Origin of the sequence: Bacillus pretiosus (assembly GCF_051294775.1) — a bacterium.
In the GTDB taxonomy this organism is placed as follows: Bacteria; Bacillota; Bacilli; order Bacillales; family Bacillaceae_G; genus Bacillus_A; species Bacillus_A wiedmannii.
The window spans coordinates 1-17,884 of sequence record NZ_JBPPHF010000012.1; the positions used below are offsets into that span (position 1 = coordinate 1).

At 37.4% G+C, this 17,884-nt stretch carries 16 protein-coding genes; all 16 read right to left on the reverse strand.

The features are described from left to right. Nucleotides 1-426 precede the first annotated feature (426 nt). Nucleotides 427-1,926 carry a lysine--tRNA ligase gene (gene lysS, locus ACSG5Z_RS28770; protein ID WP_000369672.1) on the reverse strand — a complete coding sequence of 500 codons (1,500 nt, stop codon included), beginning with the start codon at nt 1,924-1,926 and terminating at the stop codon, nt 427-429. 159 nt (nt 1,927-2,085) lie between these two features. Further along, nucleotides 2,086-3,084 carry a tRNA dihydrouridine synthase DusB gene (gene dusB, locus ACSG5Z_RS28775; protein ID WP_000912237.1) on the reverse strand — a complete coding sequence of 333 codons (999 nt, stop codon included), beginning with the start codon at nt 3,082-3,084 and terminating at the stop codon, nt 2,086-2,088. A gap of 23 nt (nt 3,085-3,107) precedes the next feature. Further along, nucleotides 3,108-3,311 carry a helix-turn-helix domain-containing protein gene (locus ACSG5Z_RS28780; RefSeq protein ID WP_262751665.1) on the reverse strand — a complete coding sequence of 68 codons (204 nt, stop codon included), beginning with the start codon at nt 3,309-3,311 and terminating at the stop codon, nt 3,108-3,110. Beyond that, nucleotides 3,263-3,778, reverse strand: a complete 516-nt coding sequence (gene folK, locus ACSG5Z_RS28785) for a 2-amino-4-hydroxy-6-hydroxymethyldihydropteridine diphosphokinase (RefSeq protein ID WP_262751663.1) — start codon at nt 3,776-3,778, stop codon at nt 3,263-3,265. Before folK ends, ACSG5Z_RS28780 begins: the two co-directional genes overlap by 49 nt. Next, nucleotides 3,775-4,137, reverse strand: coding sequence for a dihydroneopterin aldolase (gene folB / locus ACSG5Z_RS28790; protein WP_000358076.1), 363 nt, complete (start codon nt 4,135-4,137; stop codon nt 3,775-3,777). Before folB ends, folK begins: the two co-directional genes overlap by 4 nt. Next, nucleotides 4,138-4,998 carry a dihydropteroate synthase gene (gene folP, locus ACSG5Z_RS28795; protein ID WP_048542168.1) on the reverse strand — a complete coding sequence of 287 codons (861 nt, stop codon included), beginning with the start codon at nt 4,996-4,998 and terminating at the stop codon, nt 4,138-4,140. Beyond that, nucleotides 4,973-5,845: an aminodeoxychorismate lyase gene (pabC, locus tag ACSG5Z_RS28800; protein ID WP_000909864.1), complete on the reverse strand. Its 873-nt coding sequence runs from the start codon at nt 5,843-5,845 to the stop codon at nt 4,973-4,975. Before pabC ends, folP begins: the two co-directional genes overlap by 26 nt. Continuing rightward, nucleotides 5,839-6,426 (reverse strand): aminodeoxychorismate/anthranilate synthase component II, encoded by a 588-nt coding sequence (gene pabA / locus ACSG5Z_RS28805; RefSeq protein ID WP_087983739.1) that lies wholly within the window; start codon nt 6,424-6,426, stop codon nt 5,839-5,841. Before pabA ends, pabC begins: the two co-directional genes overlap by 7 nt. A 5-nt stretch (nt 6,427-6,431) precedes the next feature. Further along, complete coding sequence (gene pabB / locus ACSG5Z_RS28810) at nt 6,432-7,829, reverse strand: aminodeoxychorismate synthase component I (protein ID WP_137012715.1); 1,398 nt, start codon at nt 7,827-7,829, stop codon at nt 6,432-6,434. A gap of 219 nt (nt 7,830-8,048) precedes the next feature. Beyond that, on the reverse strand, nt 8,049-8,972 hold the full coding sequence (cysK, locus tag ACSG5Z_RS28815) for a cysteine synthase A (RefSeq protein ID WP_435712681.1): 924 nt from the start codon (nt 8,970-8,972) through the stop codon (nt 8,049-8,051). A 113-nt stretch (nt 8,973-9,085) separates the two neighbouring features. Next, on the reverse strand, nt 9,086-9,961 hold the full coding sequence (gene hslO / locus ACSG5Z_RS28820) for a redox-regulated molecular chaperone HslO (protein WP_075313525.1): 876 nt from the start codon (nt 9,959-9,961) through the stop codon (nt 9,086-9,088). A 6-nt stretch (nt 9,962-9,967) separates the two neighbouring features. Next, nucleotides 9,968-10,756 (reverse strand): type III pantothenate kinase, encoded by a 789-nt coding sequence (locus ACSG5Z_RS28825; protein ID WP_000578367.1) that lies wholly within the window; start codon nt 10,754-10,756, stop codon nt 9,968-9,970. A gap of 224 nt (nt 10,757-10,980) precedes the next feature. After that, complete coding sequence (ftsH, locus tag ACSG5Z_RS28830) at nt 10,981-12,882, reverse strand: ATP-dependent zinc metalloprotease FtsH (RefSeq protein ID WP_001079657.1); 1,902 nt, start codon at nt 12,880-12,882, stop codon at nt 10,981-10,983. Nucleotides 12,883-12,967: 85 nt separating this feature from the next. Then, nucleotides 12,968-13,510, reverse strand: a complete 543-nt coding sequence (gene hpt, locus ACSG5Z_RS28835) for a hypoxanthine phosphoribosyltransferase (protein WP_000981845.1) — start codon at nt 13,508-13,510, stop codon at nt 12,968-12,970. Further along, nucleotides 13,507-14,937, reverse strand: a complete 1,431-nt coding sequence (gene tilS / locus ACSG5Z_RS28840; RefSeq protein ID WP_000655443.1) for a tRNA lysidine(34) synthetase TilS — start codon at nt 14,935-14,937, stop codon at nt 13,507-13,509. The genes hpt and tilS overlap by 4 nt, the downstream gene beginning before the upstream one ends. 233 nt (nt 14,938-15,170) lie before the next feature. Further along, nucleotides 15,171-17,642 (reverse strand): stage II sporulation protein E, encoded by a 2,472-nt coding sequence (gene spoIIE, locus ACSG5Z_RS28845; RefSeq protein WP_137012719.1) that lies wholly within the window; start codon nt 17,640-17,642, stop codon nt 15,171-15,173. Nucleotides 17,643-17,884: the final 242 nt, after the last annotated feature.

The window sequence follows — 17,884 nt, forward strand, 5'->3', positions numbered from 1 at the left end:
TATTAGGCACGCCGCCAGCGTTCATCCTGAGCCAGGATCAAACTCTCCAATAAAGTTAGTTTGTCTAGCATCTAAAAATAAAAATTGACGTTTCACGTTGTTTGTTTCGTTCAGTTTTCAAAGAACTCATCTGCCGCTCAGAAGCGACTTTATCAATATAACATTTCGTTATATTTTCGTCAACAACTTTTTTCAATAAGTTGTTTTTCGTTTGTTTTGCTTGTTACCTTTCGTGGCAACGAATATAAATATACCAGTTTGATTATTAAAATGCAATAGTTTTTCTAATAAAATTTTTAACTTAGTAAAAAAGTATAAAAACAGCACATTTCTTCTATATAAATATAATTTCTCGCACCATCAAGAGCTACTATCCCTACGTAGCTCATACTCAAATAAAAAAAGCTTTGGAGAAATCTCCAAAGCTTAGTCTTGTTTATGACGCATAGCAGGGAATAATAATACATCACGAATAGATGGTGCATTCGTTAACAACATAACAAGACGATCAATACCAATTCCTAGCCCACCTGTAGGAGGCATACCGTACTCAAGAGCTTCAATATAATCATCATCCATCATGTGAGCTTCATCATTACCTTGTTCGCGCTCTTTTAATTGCGCTTCAAAGCGTTCTTTTTGATCAATCGGATCATTTAGCTCAGTGAATGCATTTGCATGTTCACGTGCAACGATAAATAATTCGAAACGATCTGTGAATCGTGGATCTTCGTCATTCTTTTTCGCAAGTGGCGAAATTTCTACCGGATGACCGTAAATAAATGTTGGTTGAATTAATTTATCTTCTACTTTTTGTTCGAAGAATTCGTTTATAATATGACCAACTTCCATCGTATCCTTAATACCTACATTATGTTCTTTTGCAAGTTCACGCGCTTCTTCTACACTCATTGGATTCCAGAAATCTGCTCCAGAATGTTCCTTGATTGCATCTACCATATGAAGACGTGTCCATTCTGGTTCTAGATTAATTTCATAATCACCATATTGGATTGTTGTTGTACCTAGTACTTGCTTCGCAATATGCGCAACCATATTTTCTGTTAGTTTCATAATATCTTTATAATCAGCATACGCTTCATATAATTCAATCATTGTAAACTCTGGATTATGACGAGTTGATACACCCTCATTACGGAATACACGACCGATTTCATAAACTTTTTCTAATCCACCCACAATAAGGCGTTTTAAATGAAGTTCAATTGCGATACGCATGTATAATTCCATATCTAACGCATTATGGTGCGTAATGAAAGGACGCGCAGAAGCTCCACCTGCAATTGCATGCATCATAGGCGTTTCCACTTCAAGATAACCATTGTCATCTAAGTATCTTCTCATTTCACGAATGATTTTACTGCGAGTAACGAATGTTTCACGGCTTTCCATACTTGTGATTAAGTCTAAGTAACGTTGACGGTAGCGTTGTTCAACATCTTTTAATCCATGATATTTATCCGGTAATGGACGAAGAGATTTCGTTAATAGTGTAAAGCCCGTTGCCTTCACCGAAAGTTCTCCAACGTTCGTTTTGAACACTTTACCTTCAATACCTACTAAATCACCTAAATCTGCTGTTTTAAATAATTCGTACTCTTCATCTCCAACAGCATCTTTACGAACATAAATTTGAACTTGTCCATGTAAATCTTGAATATGTGCAAATCCAGCTTTTCCTTTACCGCGTTTTGTCATAATACGACCAGCGATAGAAACAGAGATTTCTTTCTCTTCTAATTCTTCTTTAGAGAACTCTCCATATAAGCTTAATAAGTCATTTGTTGCATTTGTACGTTCAAATCGTTTACCAAACGGATCGATTCCTTGCTCACGTAAGTTATGTAACTTTTCACGACGAACAAGCAATTGGTCGTTTAATTCTTCGTGGTTCATGTTATCCATGGTATTGATATCACTCCAGCTCTATTAATTTTTACAATATATACAGTATAGCATTTTCTACTCAACTAGAAAAACTGCCAGCAACTAGCTGGCAGTTCTTCTTTCTTTCACGTAATTATAGGAAGTGTATAGAAGAATGTCAATCTTCCCTATCTATTATTAACCAACGTGAATTGTTTGTTGTTTCGCTTCTACTTCTTCTACAAATGCACCTAATACATTCGCAAGGTCCTCACGCGTATTACAAGCATTGATACCATTACGTACAGTTGCATTACCACGAACACCCTTTAAATACCAGGCTGCATGCTTTCTCATCTCTCTTACAGCGACATTTTCGTTCTTTAAATCGATAAGACGATCTAGATGCAACATACATACGTCAATTTTCTCACGCACTGTCGGTTCCGGCATTAATTCACCTGTTTCCAAATACTTTACCGTACGATAAATCATCCACGGGTCCCCAAGGGCAGCGCGACCAATCATAACACCGTCTACACCAATTTCATCAAGCATACGCTTTGCATCTTGTGGCGTTTCGACATCACCATTTCCGATAACCGGGATATTTACAGCTTGCTTTACTTGTTTAATAATATCCCAATCCGCTTTCCCTTCATACATTTGTACTCGTGTACGTCCATGAACCGCTACTGCTTGTCCGCCAGCACGCTCAACAGCTTTTGCATTCTCAATTGCAAAAATATGATCTGCATCCCAACCAATACGCATCTTAACTGTAACCGGCTTTTCAACAGCATCTACAACTGCCGCTACCATTTCATATATTTTATTTGGGTCTAAAAGCCACTTTGCTCCCGCGTCACACTTAATGATTTTCGGTACTGGGCAACCCATATTAATATCAATAATGTCTGCTGTCGTATATTTATCTACGTATTTCGCAGCATCTACAAGAGTTTCTTTCTCTCCACCAAAAATTTGTAAACTTAATGGCTTTTCTCTTTCATCAATATATAACATATCTAATGTTCTTTTGTTATTAAGTAATATCGCTTTATCACTTACCATTTCAGCACAAACTAAACCTGCACCAAATTCTTTTACTGTTAAACGGAATGCAGAGTTACACACTCCCGCCATCGGTGCTAATACAACCGGGTTTTTCATCTCAATATTTGCAATCTTTAACACTCGACTTACTCCTTCCTTCATAGTCACTTCGGCATTAATTCCTCCACTGAAACCTTTAATGCCTTAGCAACTTCCATTACAAAATCTTGGGAAGGCGATCGATTCCCTCTCTCAACTTCACCTAAAACAGATACAGATACCCCTAACTCTTTCGCAAAACCTTCTTGTGTATAACCTTTTAGCTTTCGAAAAGCACGAATGCGTCTTCCCCATTTTTCTGCTTCCATACCGTTACTCCCTCTCGCCTTTTCATTTCTTCTACTTGTGAACGTGAAATGTTGTGTTTTATATCTTGATTAATCTCTAACAACGGAACGATAACAAAAGCTCTTTCGAACATCCGCGGATGCGGAACAATAAGATTCTCTGCTTCAATATTTTCTTGATTATATAGTAAAATGTCAAGGTCGATGGTCCTCGGACCCCATCTAATTTCCCTTTTTCTTCCTAAATCATTCTCTACTCTTTGTGTAATTTTCAATAATTCTTGCGGTGATAAATTGGTAGAAATTTTTATAACTAAATTTAAAAAGCAACTTTGGTCAGTATAGCCAACTGGCTCTGTTTCATATACAGATGAAATATCGTTAACTTGGATATATGGGTTTTTGTTTAAAAACTGAATCGCTTCAGTTAAATACGTATAACGTTCTCCGATATTTGAACCTAATGCAATGTAAGCTATATTATTCATGGACGTTCTCTCGTAATTTCCACTGCTACAGCACGATAATGCCCAGGTATCGGCGGATCTGGTTTAATTACTTTAATTGTACAACGGAAAATACTCTCATATTGTTTTAATATATCTGCAGCAATATTTTCAGCGATACTCTCTACAAGCTTATACGTTCTATCTTCAACAACTTTTCTACATAACTCGAAAAGCTCTCCATAATTGACAGAATGCTCTAAGTCATCACTTTCTCCTGCCTGTTTCAAATCCAACTCCACCGTTAAGTCCACTTTAAATCTCTGACCCAATTTATTTTCCTCTGGGAATACACCATGATAACCGTAAAACTCCATATCATGAACATAAATTTTATCCAATTACTTTACCCCCTTACCAATCATCGCATCCATCATCTTAGCCATACGTGCCATTTCCTTCACATCATGAACACGAACAAACTCACAACCCTTTTCAATGCCGAGACAAACGGTAGCTCCTGTTCCCTCAAGACGTTCCTCTACCGGTAAATCTAACACATGTCCAATAAAGGACTTTCTTGAAGTACCTAAGAGGACTGGATAACCCAGTACGTTTAACTGTTCTAAATTACGCATCGCTTCTAAATTTTGTTCAGGTGTTTTAGCAAAACCGATGCCTGGGTCTAAAATGATATTCTCATCTCGCACGCCAGCATCTTTAGCAATTTTGATGCTTTCATATAAATCAGCAATCATATCAGCCATTAAATTGCGGTAATTCATGTTATCGCGATTATGCATCAAGATAATAGGTACATCATAATGAGCTGCAACTTCAGCGATTTTTGGTTCCGCCTTCGCTCCCCAAACGTCATTAATAATATGAGCGCCAGCTTCGATTGCTTGTTTTGCAACTTCAGCTTTATACGTGTCGATAGAAATAGGCAATTCCACTTCTTTTGCAACTGCCTGAATCATCGGAACAACTCGCTTTATTTCTTCTTCCACCGATACTTTAGCAAAACCCGGGCGAGTAGATTCACCGCCGATATCAATAATATGAGCACCTTCATCTCGCATTTCTTTCGCATGGCGCACCGCAGCCTCTACCTCGTTGTAACTCCCACCATCAGAAAACGAATCTGGTGTTACATTTAAAATCCCCATAATTAAAGTTTTTTCATTTAAGTTCAATGTATATTCGCCGCAGCGCAAATCATAATCCCACTTCAAACTACACATCTCCTCTTCGCAATTCATTTCTGCTCCACAATTTCTCTCTCTGCATTTCATAAAGACTCATAAATCTTTTTGTGACCATACCTACTTTACCCGGGAAATCTCGTCCCTCTATATGATAAAGCGGGACAATTTCTTGAATCGAGTTTGTTACGAAGACTTCATCAGCTGAAAGTAATTCATCTTTTGTAAAGAAACCTTCCTTTACTTCGATGCCCAGCTCTTCAGCAACCTTTATAATAAACGCACGAGTGATACCATTTAAAATCCCTGTTTTTAGCGAAGGTGTATACAAAATATCACCTTTCACGAAAAAGAGATTCGAAACAATACCCTCTGCAACATAACCTGTTTCAGTAAGGAAAATACCTTCCTTGTTCACAACATTTCCAATTTCACGTTTTCCTAAAATGTTATTTAAATAATGATGAGACTTTAAGCGAGACGCACCCTCTGGTGTATTTCGCACTTGTTTTAAAACAACCCCTTCTTTTTCCACTACATCTTCGGGGGCTGCTAAAGGTTTTATAAAAACAATAACAGACGGCTCTTCATACATTTCCGTTTGCAATCCAATTTCATCTATACCCGCTGATACATTAAAACGTACATATGCATGCTCTAATTCATTCTTAACGAGTAAATTCTTCAAAATAAGCAGTACTTCATCTTTCGTCATTGTCCATTTAATTTGCAATGTATCCAGCGCATCTATTAAACGGTCATAATGATCATCCAATAAGAAAGGATGACCATTATAAATACGAAATGTCTCAAAAACTCCAAGACCATATAAATAACCATGATCATAAGGAGAAATTCTCGCTTCACTTGCTTCTACATACTCACCATTTACGTAAATTAACACGATGTCACACTTGGGCTGTATTTACGAATGAAATTCTGCAACAACTCTTTCCCGTGGGAAGTCATAATTGATTCTGGATGGAACTGTACACCTTCAATCGGTAATGTTGTATGACGGAGCGCCATAATTTCCCCTTCTTCTGTCCAAGATGTTACCTCTAAGCAATCAGGTAACGTCTCTTTCTTAACGATAAGGGAATGATAACGTGTCGCAGTAAACGGATTAGGGATATCCGAAAAAATCGTCTTTCCGTCATGATGCATAAGCGACGTTTTCCCATGCATTAAGCGCTCCGCACGTATAACCTCTCCGCCAAACACTTGTGCAATGGATTGATGTCCAAGACAAACCCCAAAAATCGGAATCTTTCCAGCAAAGTATTGAATAACCTCCATACTAATACCTGCTTCATTAGGACTACACGGACCTGGCGAAATCATTAAAAAGTCTGGTTTCATATTCTCAATATCTGAAATAGTCACTCCATCGTTACGTTTAACAACAAGCTCTTGTCCAAGTTCTCCAAGAAACTGCACTAAATTAAATGTAAAAGAATCATAATTATCAATCATTAATATCATTTCTCTCACCTAACCGTTTCTTCGCTACGTTCTTTTGCACGCCATAAAGCAATCGCCTTTTTTAACGACTCTTTATATTCATTTTCCGGATTCGAATCAATTACAATTCCCGCTCCTGCTTGTACATGCGCTTTTCCATCTTTAGCAAGCAGTGTTCTAATTACAATATTCAATTCTGTATCTCCAGAATAACCGATCCACCCGATTGAACCTGTGTAAATCCCTCGGCGAACAGGTTCTAATTCTTCAATAATTTCCATCGTACGTATTTTCGGGGCACCAGTAATTGTTCCCCCAGGGAATACAGCCTTCACTAAATCAAAAGCATCTTTATCTTCTTCCACCTCACCACGCACATTAGAAACAATATGCATAACATGTGAGTATTTCTCAATTACCATAAATTCATCTACTTCTACAGTGCCATATTTACAAACACGCCCTAAATCATTTCGTTCTAAATCCACAAGCATGACGTGCTCTGCTCTTTCTTTTTCATTCTCAATTAATTCTTTTGCTAATTCTTCATCCTCTTGCTCATTCGCCCCCCTAGATCTCGTTCCAGCAATCGGTCTTGTACTTACTTCGGTTCCCTCTTTCTTAATTAGCAACTCTGGCGATCCACTAACAATTTGAAAATCCCCGAGCTCCAAGTAACCCATATATGGAGATGGATTAATCTCACGAAGACTTGTATAGATTTCTAGTGGGTGTGTTTGTAACGTTCTTTCTTGCCTTGTCGACAAGTTTACTTGGAACACATCACCAGCCCCAATATATTCTTGAATACATTCAACTGCCTTCATAAAACTTTCTTCTGTAAAAGCAACTGTTTCACTTTTCTCTTCAGGGCATGCAAAAGGTATATTCACTTCTGGCGCTTCTGTCGCCCAAAGAATCTTCCATGCATTTAATCGCTCTTTTGCCTCTTCATGCTTATCTACATAATGTGTAATAATCCATAATACTTTTTCTTTTTGATCATAAACAAACACATCATCAAATAATAAAAAGAATATATCAGGTATATTAATGTCATCCTCCGCATGGGAAGGAAGTTTTTCAATATAACGGATGCAATCATAACTAAAGTAACCAATTGCACCACCTTGAAATGGAGGGTATTCCGGATTATAGTCCGTTTTCCATCGCTCCATATATTCCTGCATTAAATCTAATGGGTTTCCTTGTTTTATTGTTTCCTTACCACTTTCGCTTATATGTAACGTTTCACCCTTCCCTCGGATTACCGCTACTGGGTTCAACCCCACAATGTTATAACGACCGCCACGTCCACTCTCTAACAAAATATGTTGCGGTTTATCCTTAGAAAGAAATTTATACTGCTTAAAGAAATCTAACTGATATGGAATAGAAAGCGCTAAAGATTTTCTTCGTTGCATATCAACACCCCGTCTTCTTTTATCCCACCCTCTTAGATTAACCACCTCAAACTACATTCGTTATATATATAAAGTGGTTATACTCGAAGGCTAGTGAAAATAAATTAATTATACTACCTCTTATTTTACATGAAGTTTTCTAGTCATTCACTCTTTTCCTATTTCCAATCCAAAAAGAAAAAGCATCCTTTTCAAGGATGCTTTTTCAATCACATATAATTAAGACTCAAATTGATAAAGCGGTGTACTTAAATAACGTTCACCGTTACTTGGGATAATAACAAGTACCTTTTTCCCTTTACCTAACTTTTTCGCAATTTCTATTGCTGCATAAATAACTGCTCCAGAAGAGATACCCACTAAAATACCTTCCTCTTTAGCCACTCTTCTTGCATATTCAAATGCTTGCTCTGCTTTTACTTGAATAATTTCATCATATACCTCTACATCCAATGTCTCTGGGATGAATCCCGCACCGATTCCTTGGATTTTATGTGGACCCGGTTTCCCACCAGATAGTACTGGTGAATCCGCAGGTTCTACTGCATAAATTTTAATATCTTTATACGCTTCCTTCAGCACTTCACCAGCACCAGTAATCGTTCCACCTGTACCAATACCTGCAATAAACGCATCTAATTGGTCACCCATTTGTTCAACAATTTCTGGCCCTGTTGTTAAACGATGAATTTCTGGATTCGATTGGTTTTTGAACTGTTGTGGTATAAAGTAGCCATGCTCTTTTGCTAATTCAGTCGCTTGACGAATCGCTCCACCCATTCCTTCAGGCCCTGGAGTCAATACTAATTCCGCACCGTAAGCACGTAATAAATTACGACGCTCAATACTCATTGTTTCTGGCATTACTAAAATTGCCTTATATCCTTTAGCAGCCGCTACCATCGCTAAACCAATTCCTGTGTTACCACTTGTTGGCTCAATGATTGTATCGCCTTCTTTTAATAATCCTTTTTTTTCAGCATCTTCAATCATAGCTAATGCAATACGATCTTTAACACTGCTCCCTGGATTCATAAATTCTAATTTTAAGTATATATCTGCGCTGTTTGATTCTACGATGCGGTTCAACTTAACGATCGGCGTTTTCCCGATTAATTCTGAAACTGATTGTGCCACTCGCATTCCTGTCACTCCTAACACCGAGTATTTTTATTGGTTTTATCTATATTTAGATTTTGTCAGAAAATTCCCTGTTTGTCAATCTATTTAGAGGGTGGATTCCCTCACTTCCCTTATTACAAACTCTCAATTAAATTTGTAATATCTTCTTTAGAGAACTTGTATCGCTCATTACAGAAATGACAATGAACTTCTGTCTCTTCTTCTTCTTCGCGAATTTGCTCTAACTCTGTTTTACCTAAACTAATTAACACACTCTCAATACGTTCGCGTGAGCATGTGCAATTAAATTGAACATCCATCGTTTCTAACACTTTCACTTTATCTTCTCCAAGAACTGCATACAGTAACTCTTCTGGAGAAAGCCCTTGTTCAATTAACGTTGATACAGGAGGAATCTTCTGCAAACGATCTTCAATGAATGAAATTGTTTCTTCCTGTGCACCTGGCATAATTTGAAGGATAAATCCACCTGCCGCTAATACGCTGTCATCTCCATTTACAAGAACGCCAACTCCTACAGAAGAAGGTGTTTGCTCAGAAACTGCAAAATAATACGTGAAGTCTTCCCCTAATTCTCCTGAAACAATTGGAGATTGACCAATAAACGGCTCACGCATACCAATATCTTTAATTACTGTTACAAATCCCTCAGTACCTACCGCTTGATATACACGTAATTTCCCTTGTTCCGTTCCTTCAAAATCAACATGTGGATTCGTTACATAACCACGTACATCCCCATTTGCATGAGCATCTACTAAGATAGGACCAATCGGACCATTACCTTCTACCTTAATCGTTAACTTTTGGTCACCTTTTAACATCGCGCCCATCATTGTACCTGCAGTTAAAGAACGACCAAGTGCCGCCGAAGCTGTTCTCCATGTATCATGACGTCTTTGCGCCTCACTTACCGTGTTTGTAGTACGCACACTATATGCACGCACTTCTCCATCAAATGCTAACGCTTTTACTAAATAATCTTTCATACTCATTTATTCACCTTTCTCATGCTGTAAATTTGCATTACGCTCGTATAACATATACAAACCTTTTAATGTTAAAAATGGATCTACAACGTCAATTACATTCGATTCTTCTGAAATTAATTTCGCCAATCCACCTGTTGCAATAACTTTCGGTTCTTGTTTAGCTTCCTCTTTCATACGCTTAACAATACCTTCCACTTGTCCAACATAACCATAAAGAATACCAGATTGCATTGCACTTACCGTATTCTTTCCAACAACACTGCTTGGTTTTGTAATTTCAATACGAGGAAGTTTTGCCGCTCTACTATATAAAGCCTCTGCTGAAATCATAATTCCCGGCGTAATAACTCCACCCATATAATGCTTTTCTTCGTTAATATAACAATATGTAGTAGCCGTACCGAAATCGACAATAATAAGCGGACTTCCATACAAGTGGATTCCTGCTACCGCATTTACAATTCGGTCCGCGCCTACTTCACGTGGATTTTCATATTTAATATTTAGCCCCGTTTTTATTCCAGGACCTACTACAAGCGGTTTAATTTTAAAATACTTTTCACACATGCGCTCTAATGCAAACATAATTGGTGGTACGACTGAAGACACGATAATACCTTTCACATCTTCAAACGAAAGACCTTCATGCTCAAGCAACTGCTTTACAAGCATTCCATATTCATCTTCTGTCTTATGACGATCTGTTTCCATGCGCCAATGTTGACGAAGTTCCCCCTCTTCAAACACGCCTAGCACAGCATTTGTGTTCCCTACATCCAATACAAAAATCATATTCTCACCACTTATCTTATTTAATCTATATTTGTGCAGTATGTATAAAACTTATAAAAACATCATATCACACATACTTATATAATCAGCTTTTCTATCCTCATCATTTTACAAAAAGATTACGCTCTATTTCAATTTTTAATACCAGATTTACTTAAATTTTTTTCTACTTCATTTCGTTCCACAAATAAAAAAAGGAGTGACCATCGTCACTCCTTCATCTCTTACTTATCTTCTGATTCCTCATCGTCCTTCTTCATATTGATGTTTACTTTCACATCATCTGAAGATGTTGGACGCTCTGGCAATCTGCCGTAATCATATAAATGATTGATTTGCTCTGCATCTAACGTTTCTACTTCAAGTAACGTTTTCGCAATAATATCTAGCTTATCACGTTTTTCAGTAAGAATTTGTTTCGCGCGAGCATAACATTCTTTTATAATAGTTTGCATTTCCACATCGATTTCATGTGCAATTGCATCACTGTAGTTTTGTTCTGAATGGAAGTCTCTTCCTAAGAACACTTGACCACCTTGTGAGCTACCGAATTGCATCGGTCCAAGCTTATCACTCATACCGAATTCCGTAACCATACGTCTTGCAATACCAGTCGCACGTTGGAAGTCGTTGTGAGCACCTGTACTTGCTTCACCAAACACAATCTCTTCAGCTACTCGACCACCAAGTAAACCAGTGATTTTATCAAGTAACTCTGGTTTTGTCATGAAGTAACGATCTTCTTTCGGAAGCATTACTGCATATCCACCAGCTTGACCACGAGGGACAATTGTTACTTTATGAACGATATCTGCTTCATCAAGGACAACACCAATTACAGTATGGCCAGCTTCATGGAATGCAACGATATTACGTTCTTTTTCAGAGATGACACGACTTTTCTTAGCTGGACCTGCAATAACACGATCCGTTGCTTCATCAATGTCACTCATATCAATTTTCTTCTTATCTTGACGCGCAGCCACTAAAGCAGCTTCGTTTAATAAGTTTTCAAGATCCGCACCAGAGAACCCTGGTGTACGAGTTGCAATTGCTCTTAAGTTGATATGATCATCAAGCGGTTTATTACGAGCATGTACTTTCAGCACAGCTTCACGGCCATTTACATCTGGACGATCTACTGTAATTTGACGGTCAAAACGACCTGGACGTAATAACGCTGGATCAAGAATATCAGGACGGTTTGTTGCAGCGATGATAATAATACCTTCGTTTGCACCGAATCCATCCATTTCAACAAGTAATTGGTTCAACGTTTGCTCACGCTCATCATGGCCACCACCAAGACCTGCGCCACGTTGACGTCCTACCGCATCAATTTCATCAATGAAAATGATACAAGGAGCATTTTTCTTTGCATTTTCGAATAAATCACGTACACGTGATGCACCGACACCGACGAACATCTCTACGAAATCAGAACCACTGATAGAGAAGAATGGAACGCCTGCCTCACCTGCAACGGCACGTGCTAGTAAAGTTTTACCTGTACCTGGAGGTCCTACTAATAGAACACCCTTCGGAATACGGGCACCAACTTCAGCGAACTTACGAGGATCTTTCAAGAATTCAACTACCTCAACAAGCTCTTGTTTCTCTTCATCCGCTCCAGCAACATCTCGGAAACGAACTTTTTTCTTTTCGTCATTATATAACTTCGCCTTACTTTTCCCGAAGTTCATAACACGGCTACCGCCGCCCTGAGCCTGGTTTAATAAGAAGAAGAATAAAATGAAGATAATGACGAACGGAATGATAGAAGTAAAGAACGTTACCCAAGCACTTGTTTCTTCTGCTGGTTGATACTTAACTTCAGCACCTTGCGCTTTGTCATTAATTTTCTTTTGTAATTCCTCAGTATTTGGTGCATAAGTAACAAATTGTTCTCCTTGGCTAGAGTTGTTAAATTGTCCTTTTACCTCAAATACACCATTTTTCGGTTGAAGTTGCACATTACGCACTTCACCTTTTTCTAGTTTAGTAATGAATTTATCGTAGCTAACTGATGTCGTTTTTTGTGTCGAACCATTAAAATAGCTCACGATTCCAATTACTACTAGGAATATCAGTAAATAAAAGATGGTATTACGGAAGATACGATTCATTCCTAACCTCCTCTCACGGCATAAACACTATAGTAAATCGTAACATAGAAAAACTTTCCTATACAATTGTGACGCCTGCATTTAATTAATTTGAGTAAACACTTGGTTTTAATACTCCTACATAAGGAAGATTACGGTACTGCTCTTTATAATCTAATCCATACCCTACAACAAATTCATGTGGAACAGTAAACCCAACATAATCCGCTTTCAAATCTACCTTACGGCCTGTCGGCTTATCTAATAACGTAACAATTTTTACAGACTTCGCTTTACGATATTTGAATAGGTCTACTAAGTAACTTAGCGTAAGACCGCTATCAATAATATCTTCAACGATTAAAATATCGCGACCCTCTACAGAAGTATCAAGGTCTTTTAAAATTTTCACTTCGCCTGTTGAAACAGTAGAGTGACCGTAACTAGATACAGCCATAAAATCCATTTCAAGATATGTATCTGTTCTCTTTAATAAATCTGCCATGAATGGCATTGCGCCCTTTAATACACCAATCGCAAGAGGTATTGTGTTTTTATAATCCTCTGCAATAACCGCACCTAATTCGCGCACCTTTTCTTGTATTTGTTCTTCAGAAATTAATACTTTTTCGATATCTTGATTCATCATTTCATTATCCTCCCGGAAGACTCCTTGCTTTTGTAGTGAATAATCATATATTTATCCTTCTTTGCCGCCTCTTTCGAGATAGCAAATGCAGATCGCTTCAACAAGGGTACCCAAATAATATTCCCACTTGCATCACAAACGACCGGCCATTCTTCTCTTTTTTCTCTTGGTACTTTTGCTTCGATAAAAATAGTTTTTATCTTTTTTGTGCCATTCATACCTTGTATTGACATGCGATCTCCATTTTCTCTAGAACGAATACGAAGTGGATATGATATATCATTATACTTAGCAACAAATACTGTTTCATTCATGTTACTTGGTATGTCTTCGCTCACCTCTGTTACAAGCTTATCCCCGTTCGATAGCGTAATTGTCCCGGGCACTGATAAATCTTGTAAAAAAGGAGAAACAATTTCTTGTTTAAATCCAAAGCTGCACTCCTCGTATGCGCGAACAATTTTTAAATCACCTGGGAAATCAAGTGAACCCGAAGGTTGTGTCCGCTTAAAAAACTCGATCACTTTGTCAATATGTATAGAGGAAAGAGAAGATGGAATCTTATATTCATAAAGATAGTTTAATATTAGTTGAATCCCTCTTCTTTGTAAAGGCATAGACATGGATTCAAAGGCAGGAATTGATAAGCTAATTTGTTTATCACTTTTTTTTGTAATTACTTTATTCATTTTCTCAAAAGCTAATTCCTGCAAATATGCCTCATCCTCTTGCATCTGCATGCTAAATTTTTGGAATTTCTCATGCACTTGTGAATTTTCTTCTTTCAAATGAGGAAGAACATATTTGCGTAATCGATTCCTTGTATATACTTCCTTTTTATTACTTGGATCTATACGGGGAATTATTTTTAGCTTATTACAGTAATCAACAATCTCTTCCTTCGTTACTCCAAGTAACGGCCTAATTAAATATCCATTATGAAAAGGACGCTTCACTGCAATTCCTGCATATCCTTTCGGAGTACTCCCTCGTACAAGGCGCATTAAAATCGTCTCTACTTGATCATCACCATGATGTCCAAGAGCTACATATCTCGCATCATATTTCTTCATTATTCTTTCCAAAAATGCATATCTGCATTCTCTAGCAGCAACCTGTGCATTCATTCCGTGTTGCTGTTGATATTGCGACACATTAATCCTTATCGTTTCGCAAATAACTCCCAGCCCTTTACAAAGGTCCTGCACAAACTGTAGGTCCTCATGAGATTCATCACCTCTAAACATATGGTCCACATGTGCCACTACAATTTCGAACTGTTTTGCTGCTCTTTTTTCTAACAAATAATATAGAAGAGCCAAAGAGTCAGGACCACCAGAAACCCCTACAACAATTGTTGAACGTTCCTTTAATACATCATGCTGCTTTACAAAGTCATCTACCTTTTCAACAAATGTATCTTTCAACTTCGTAATCACCTTTCATTAAACAAGAACAGCAACGTTAGTTACCTTGTTTATAATGGTACAACTTTTACAAACATTGTGCAAAAAAAAGATATACAAAAATTACATTTTTATCTTACATCATCCGTACATATTCACAAAAGTAATAACATTATCTTTTAAAGTAAAAAAACCTAGGCATCCACCTAGGTTTTTAGAAAGAAACAGTGATAAAGAAACATCACACTTAAAATTTATTGTGCCTGCATTCCTACAATTGGAATCGTAGCCCACTTCGGCATATTTTTCTTCACTTTCGCCACAACGATAGTCATATCATCATTTATATAACCATCACAAGAGCGAATCACCTCTTCCATAATGATATCAGCAATTTCTTGCGGATCTTCGGTTTGTAATTCTTTAATTTTTCGTTTCATCCATAGTTCATGATTTTCTACATGTTGCGCTCCCTCGAAAATCCCATCGCTCATCATAATAAGGATATCGCCCGTTTTTAATTGTTCACCTACTACATCAACTTCAACATCCTCAATAATGCCCATCGGCAAATTACTTGCCTCAATTTTCAAAATATTGTTCGCGCGTTTAACAAAACTCGGCGTCGATCCAATCTTTAAAAATTTCGCACTCGCATCCCGTAAATCCACCATAGCTAAATCTAACGTCGTAAACATCTCTTCTGTTGTTCTTAAAGAAAGAATAGAATTGATAGATTTAATCGCTATTTCCTCATCAATGCCTGATTGAAGTATTTTTTGTAATAATTTTACCGTTTCTTTACTCTCCATATGAGCTCTTTGCCCATTTCCCATACCATCACTAATTGCAAGCGCATATTTACCAACACTTAAATCCATCATCGCATAAGAGTCACCAGAAACAAACCCACCGCCTTTTGCAGCTGTGGCCAACCCAGTATCAAGAGAATACGTTTTTGCCGAACCAAATGATATTAAGCTGTGGCCGTTCGGATAAGAAGATTTTTCTTCATGTTTAACAACAATATTTTCCTTTAGAATGTCAGAAAGCATCGGCGCAACTAACTTTTCACATTCTCCATGTTCATTAGATGCAACTGGAATCAACATTTCAATATCAATACTTCCTCTATCTAAACAATATATATCAACATGCTCTACTTCTACGCCAAAATCACGAAACGCTTGCATAATCTGTTCTTCCTGCACTTGATGATTTTCTCGTTCTCTTTGGATCTCCTTAGCAAAATCCTCCATAACTTTTGATACACCTAATAGTTGCTCCGCTACTATTCTACGGTTTTCTTTCATTTGTTTTCGTAATTTTTGTCCTTCATAGAAGTGATCTAATTCACCCGCTACTAAATCCGTCACTTTCTTCCCTCTCACACAATGCTTGTCCCATTCACGAACTAACTTCCGATTATGCTGCAACGTCCCCTCTTCCGTTTCACTCATTATTTGTTTCATATAATCGTACGTTTTGTCGAAATTAACTACCCAGCATTGGTCCTTTTTAAAGCATGTTTGACATGTTTTTGCAGTAATTGTACTTAAGAACAAATCAGCTTCTGTCTCTTTATCTTCCTCCTCCACATATCCATATACAGAAAAGCTATTAGATAAAGCAGCAAATACATTGGCAAATTGATTAATTTTATTCGCTGTAACATCACGCATCCTTCTTAAATACTGTTGTTGATCTTGCGAATGTTCCTGTGTGCCTGGCATGAATTTAGCAATACGATCCATAACAAGTTTCGGTGTTAATAAGAAGAACATAATCGCCACACCAGATTCAATTAAAGTTGTCACAATGTTTGTTTGCTTGTCTACATATAGCGTAATCAAGCTCGTCCCAATTAATAAACCTAAACTAACACCTAAACGCTTCCCTTCTTTTAACAAACCACCAAGCAACCCAGAAAAAGCAAGTAGACTAAGTTGAGACAAACTGGAGACATTGGCTAAACTTAATATTAATCCAGTGACGACCCCCACTGTAGATCCTGTAGCAGCCCCCGCAATAAATGCAAACACGAGCACTAAATACCTAGTAAAAATATGTTGAATAGAAGCGTCATATACAAACCAATCTGTTGTCCCTGTTAAAACAGATGCTAGTAATATAATTAAACAAACAATTTCTTCTGTCTCTAGCGCTTGTTGTTTACCTTTTCGTTCTACTAAAAGCGGAACACTTTGTAAAAATATCATAGTTAATACGAAGCTAAGCCCTGCCTCAATCGTACTAACGAGTAAATCGTACATGGTGACAGTTTGTTGTGCGAAATATACGACAACTAAATGTGCGGTTAATGCGGAGATAAATACTTGGAATGGAACAAGTCCAACAGTTTTACGTGTAAACCGACTAAAGAAGATATTATAAATGAAGAAAGTAAAAATAGATGCAAAGGTAAAGAATAAATTATCTATCGAAACTGAAAGTGCGCCCCCCATAAGAGCCAAGAACGCGAGCGGCATTTTATCCCGCTTCATAACATAAACAGCAGCAAAAAACGGCAGTGCAAACGGTAAAATGTTTGTTAATATATATGCTCGTCCCAAAAGAAAACCAATAACAACAATAATAAATCCCCATCTAAAGAAAACCTGTTCAAACTTCATTCGCAACTTACTCGTCCACTTTACTGCTCCAAGCTGACCCTCATTCATTGCCAATGCACTTGTATTCATAGTATTCCTTCCTGCTTTAGGCATATTTTTAACACCACCTGCATAGTTTAATTACTGTCATTATAAAAGATGATTATTGGGATTTTTGTCAAAACAACAGTTTTCACTTTTATAATCGTTCGACTTTTTATTCGAAATAACTCTACATATATACACGGTATGTAATTTATTCTCACTATTTTAATTGAACATTCAGAAAATATAGGGTGATTTTGTAGAAGTGTTGTATGTCTTAATTTATTTAACAAAAAAAGATCATGCAAATT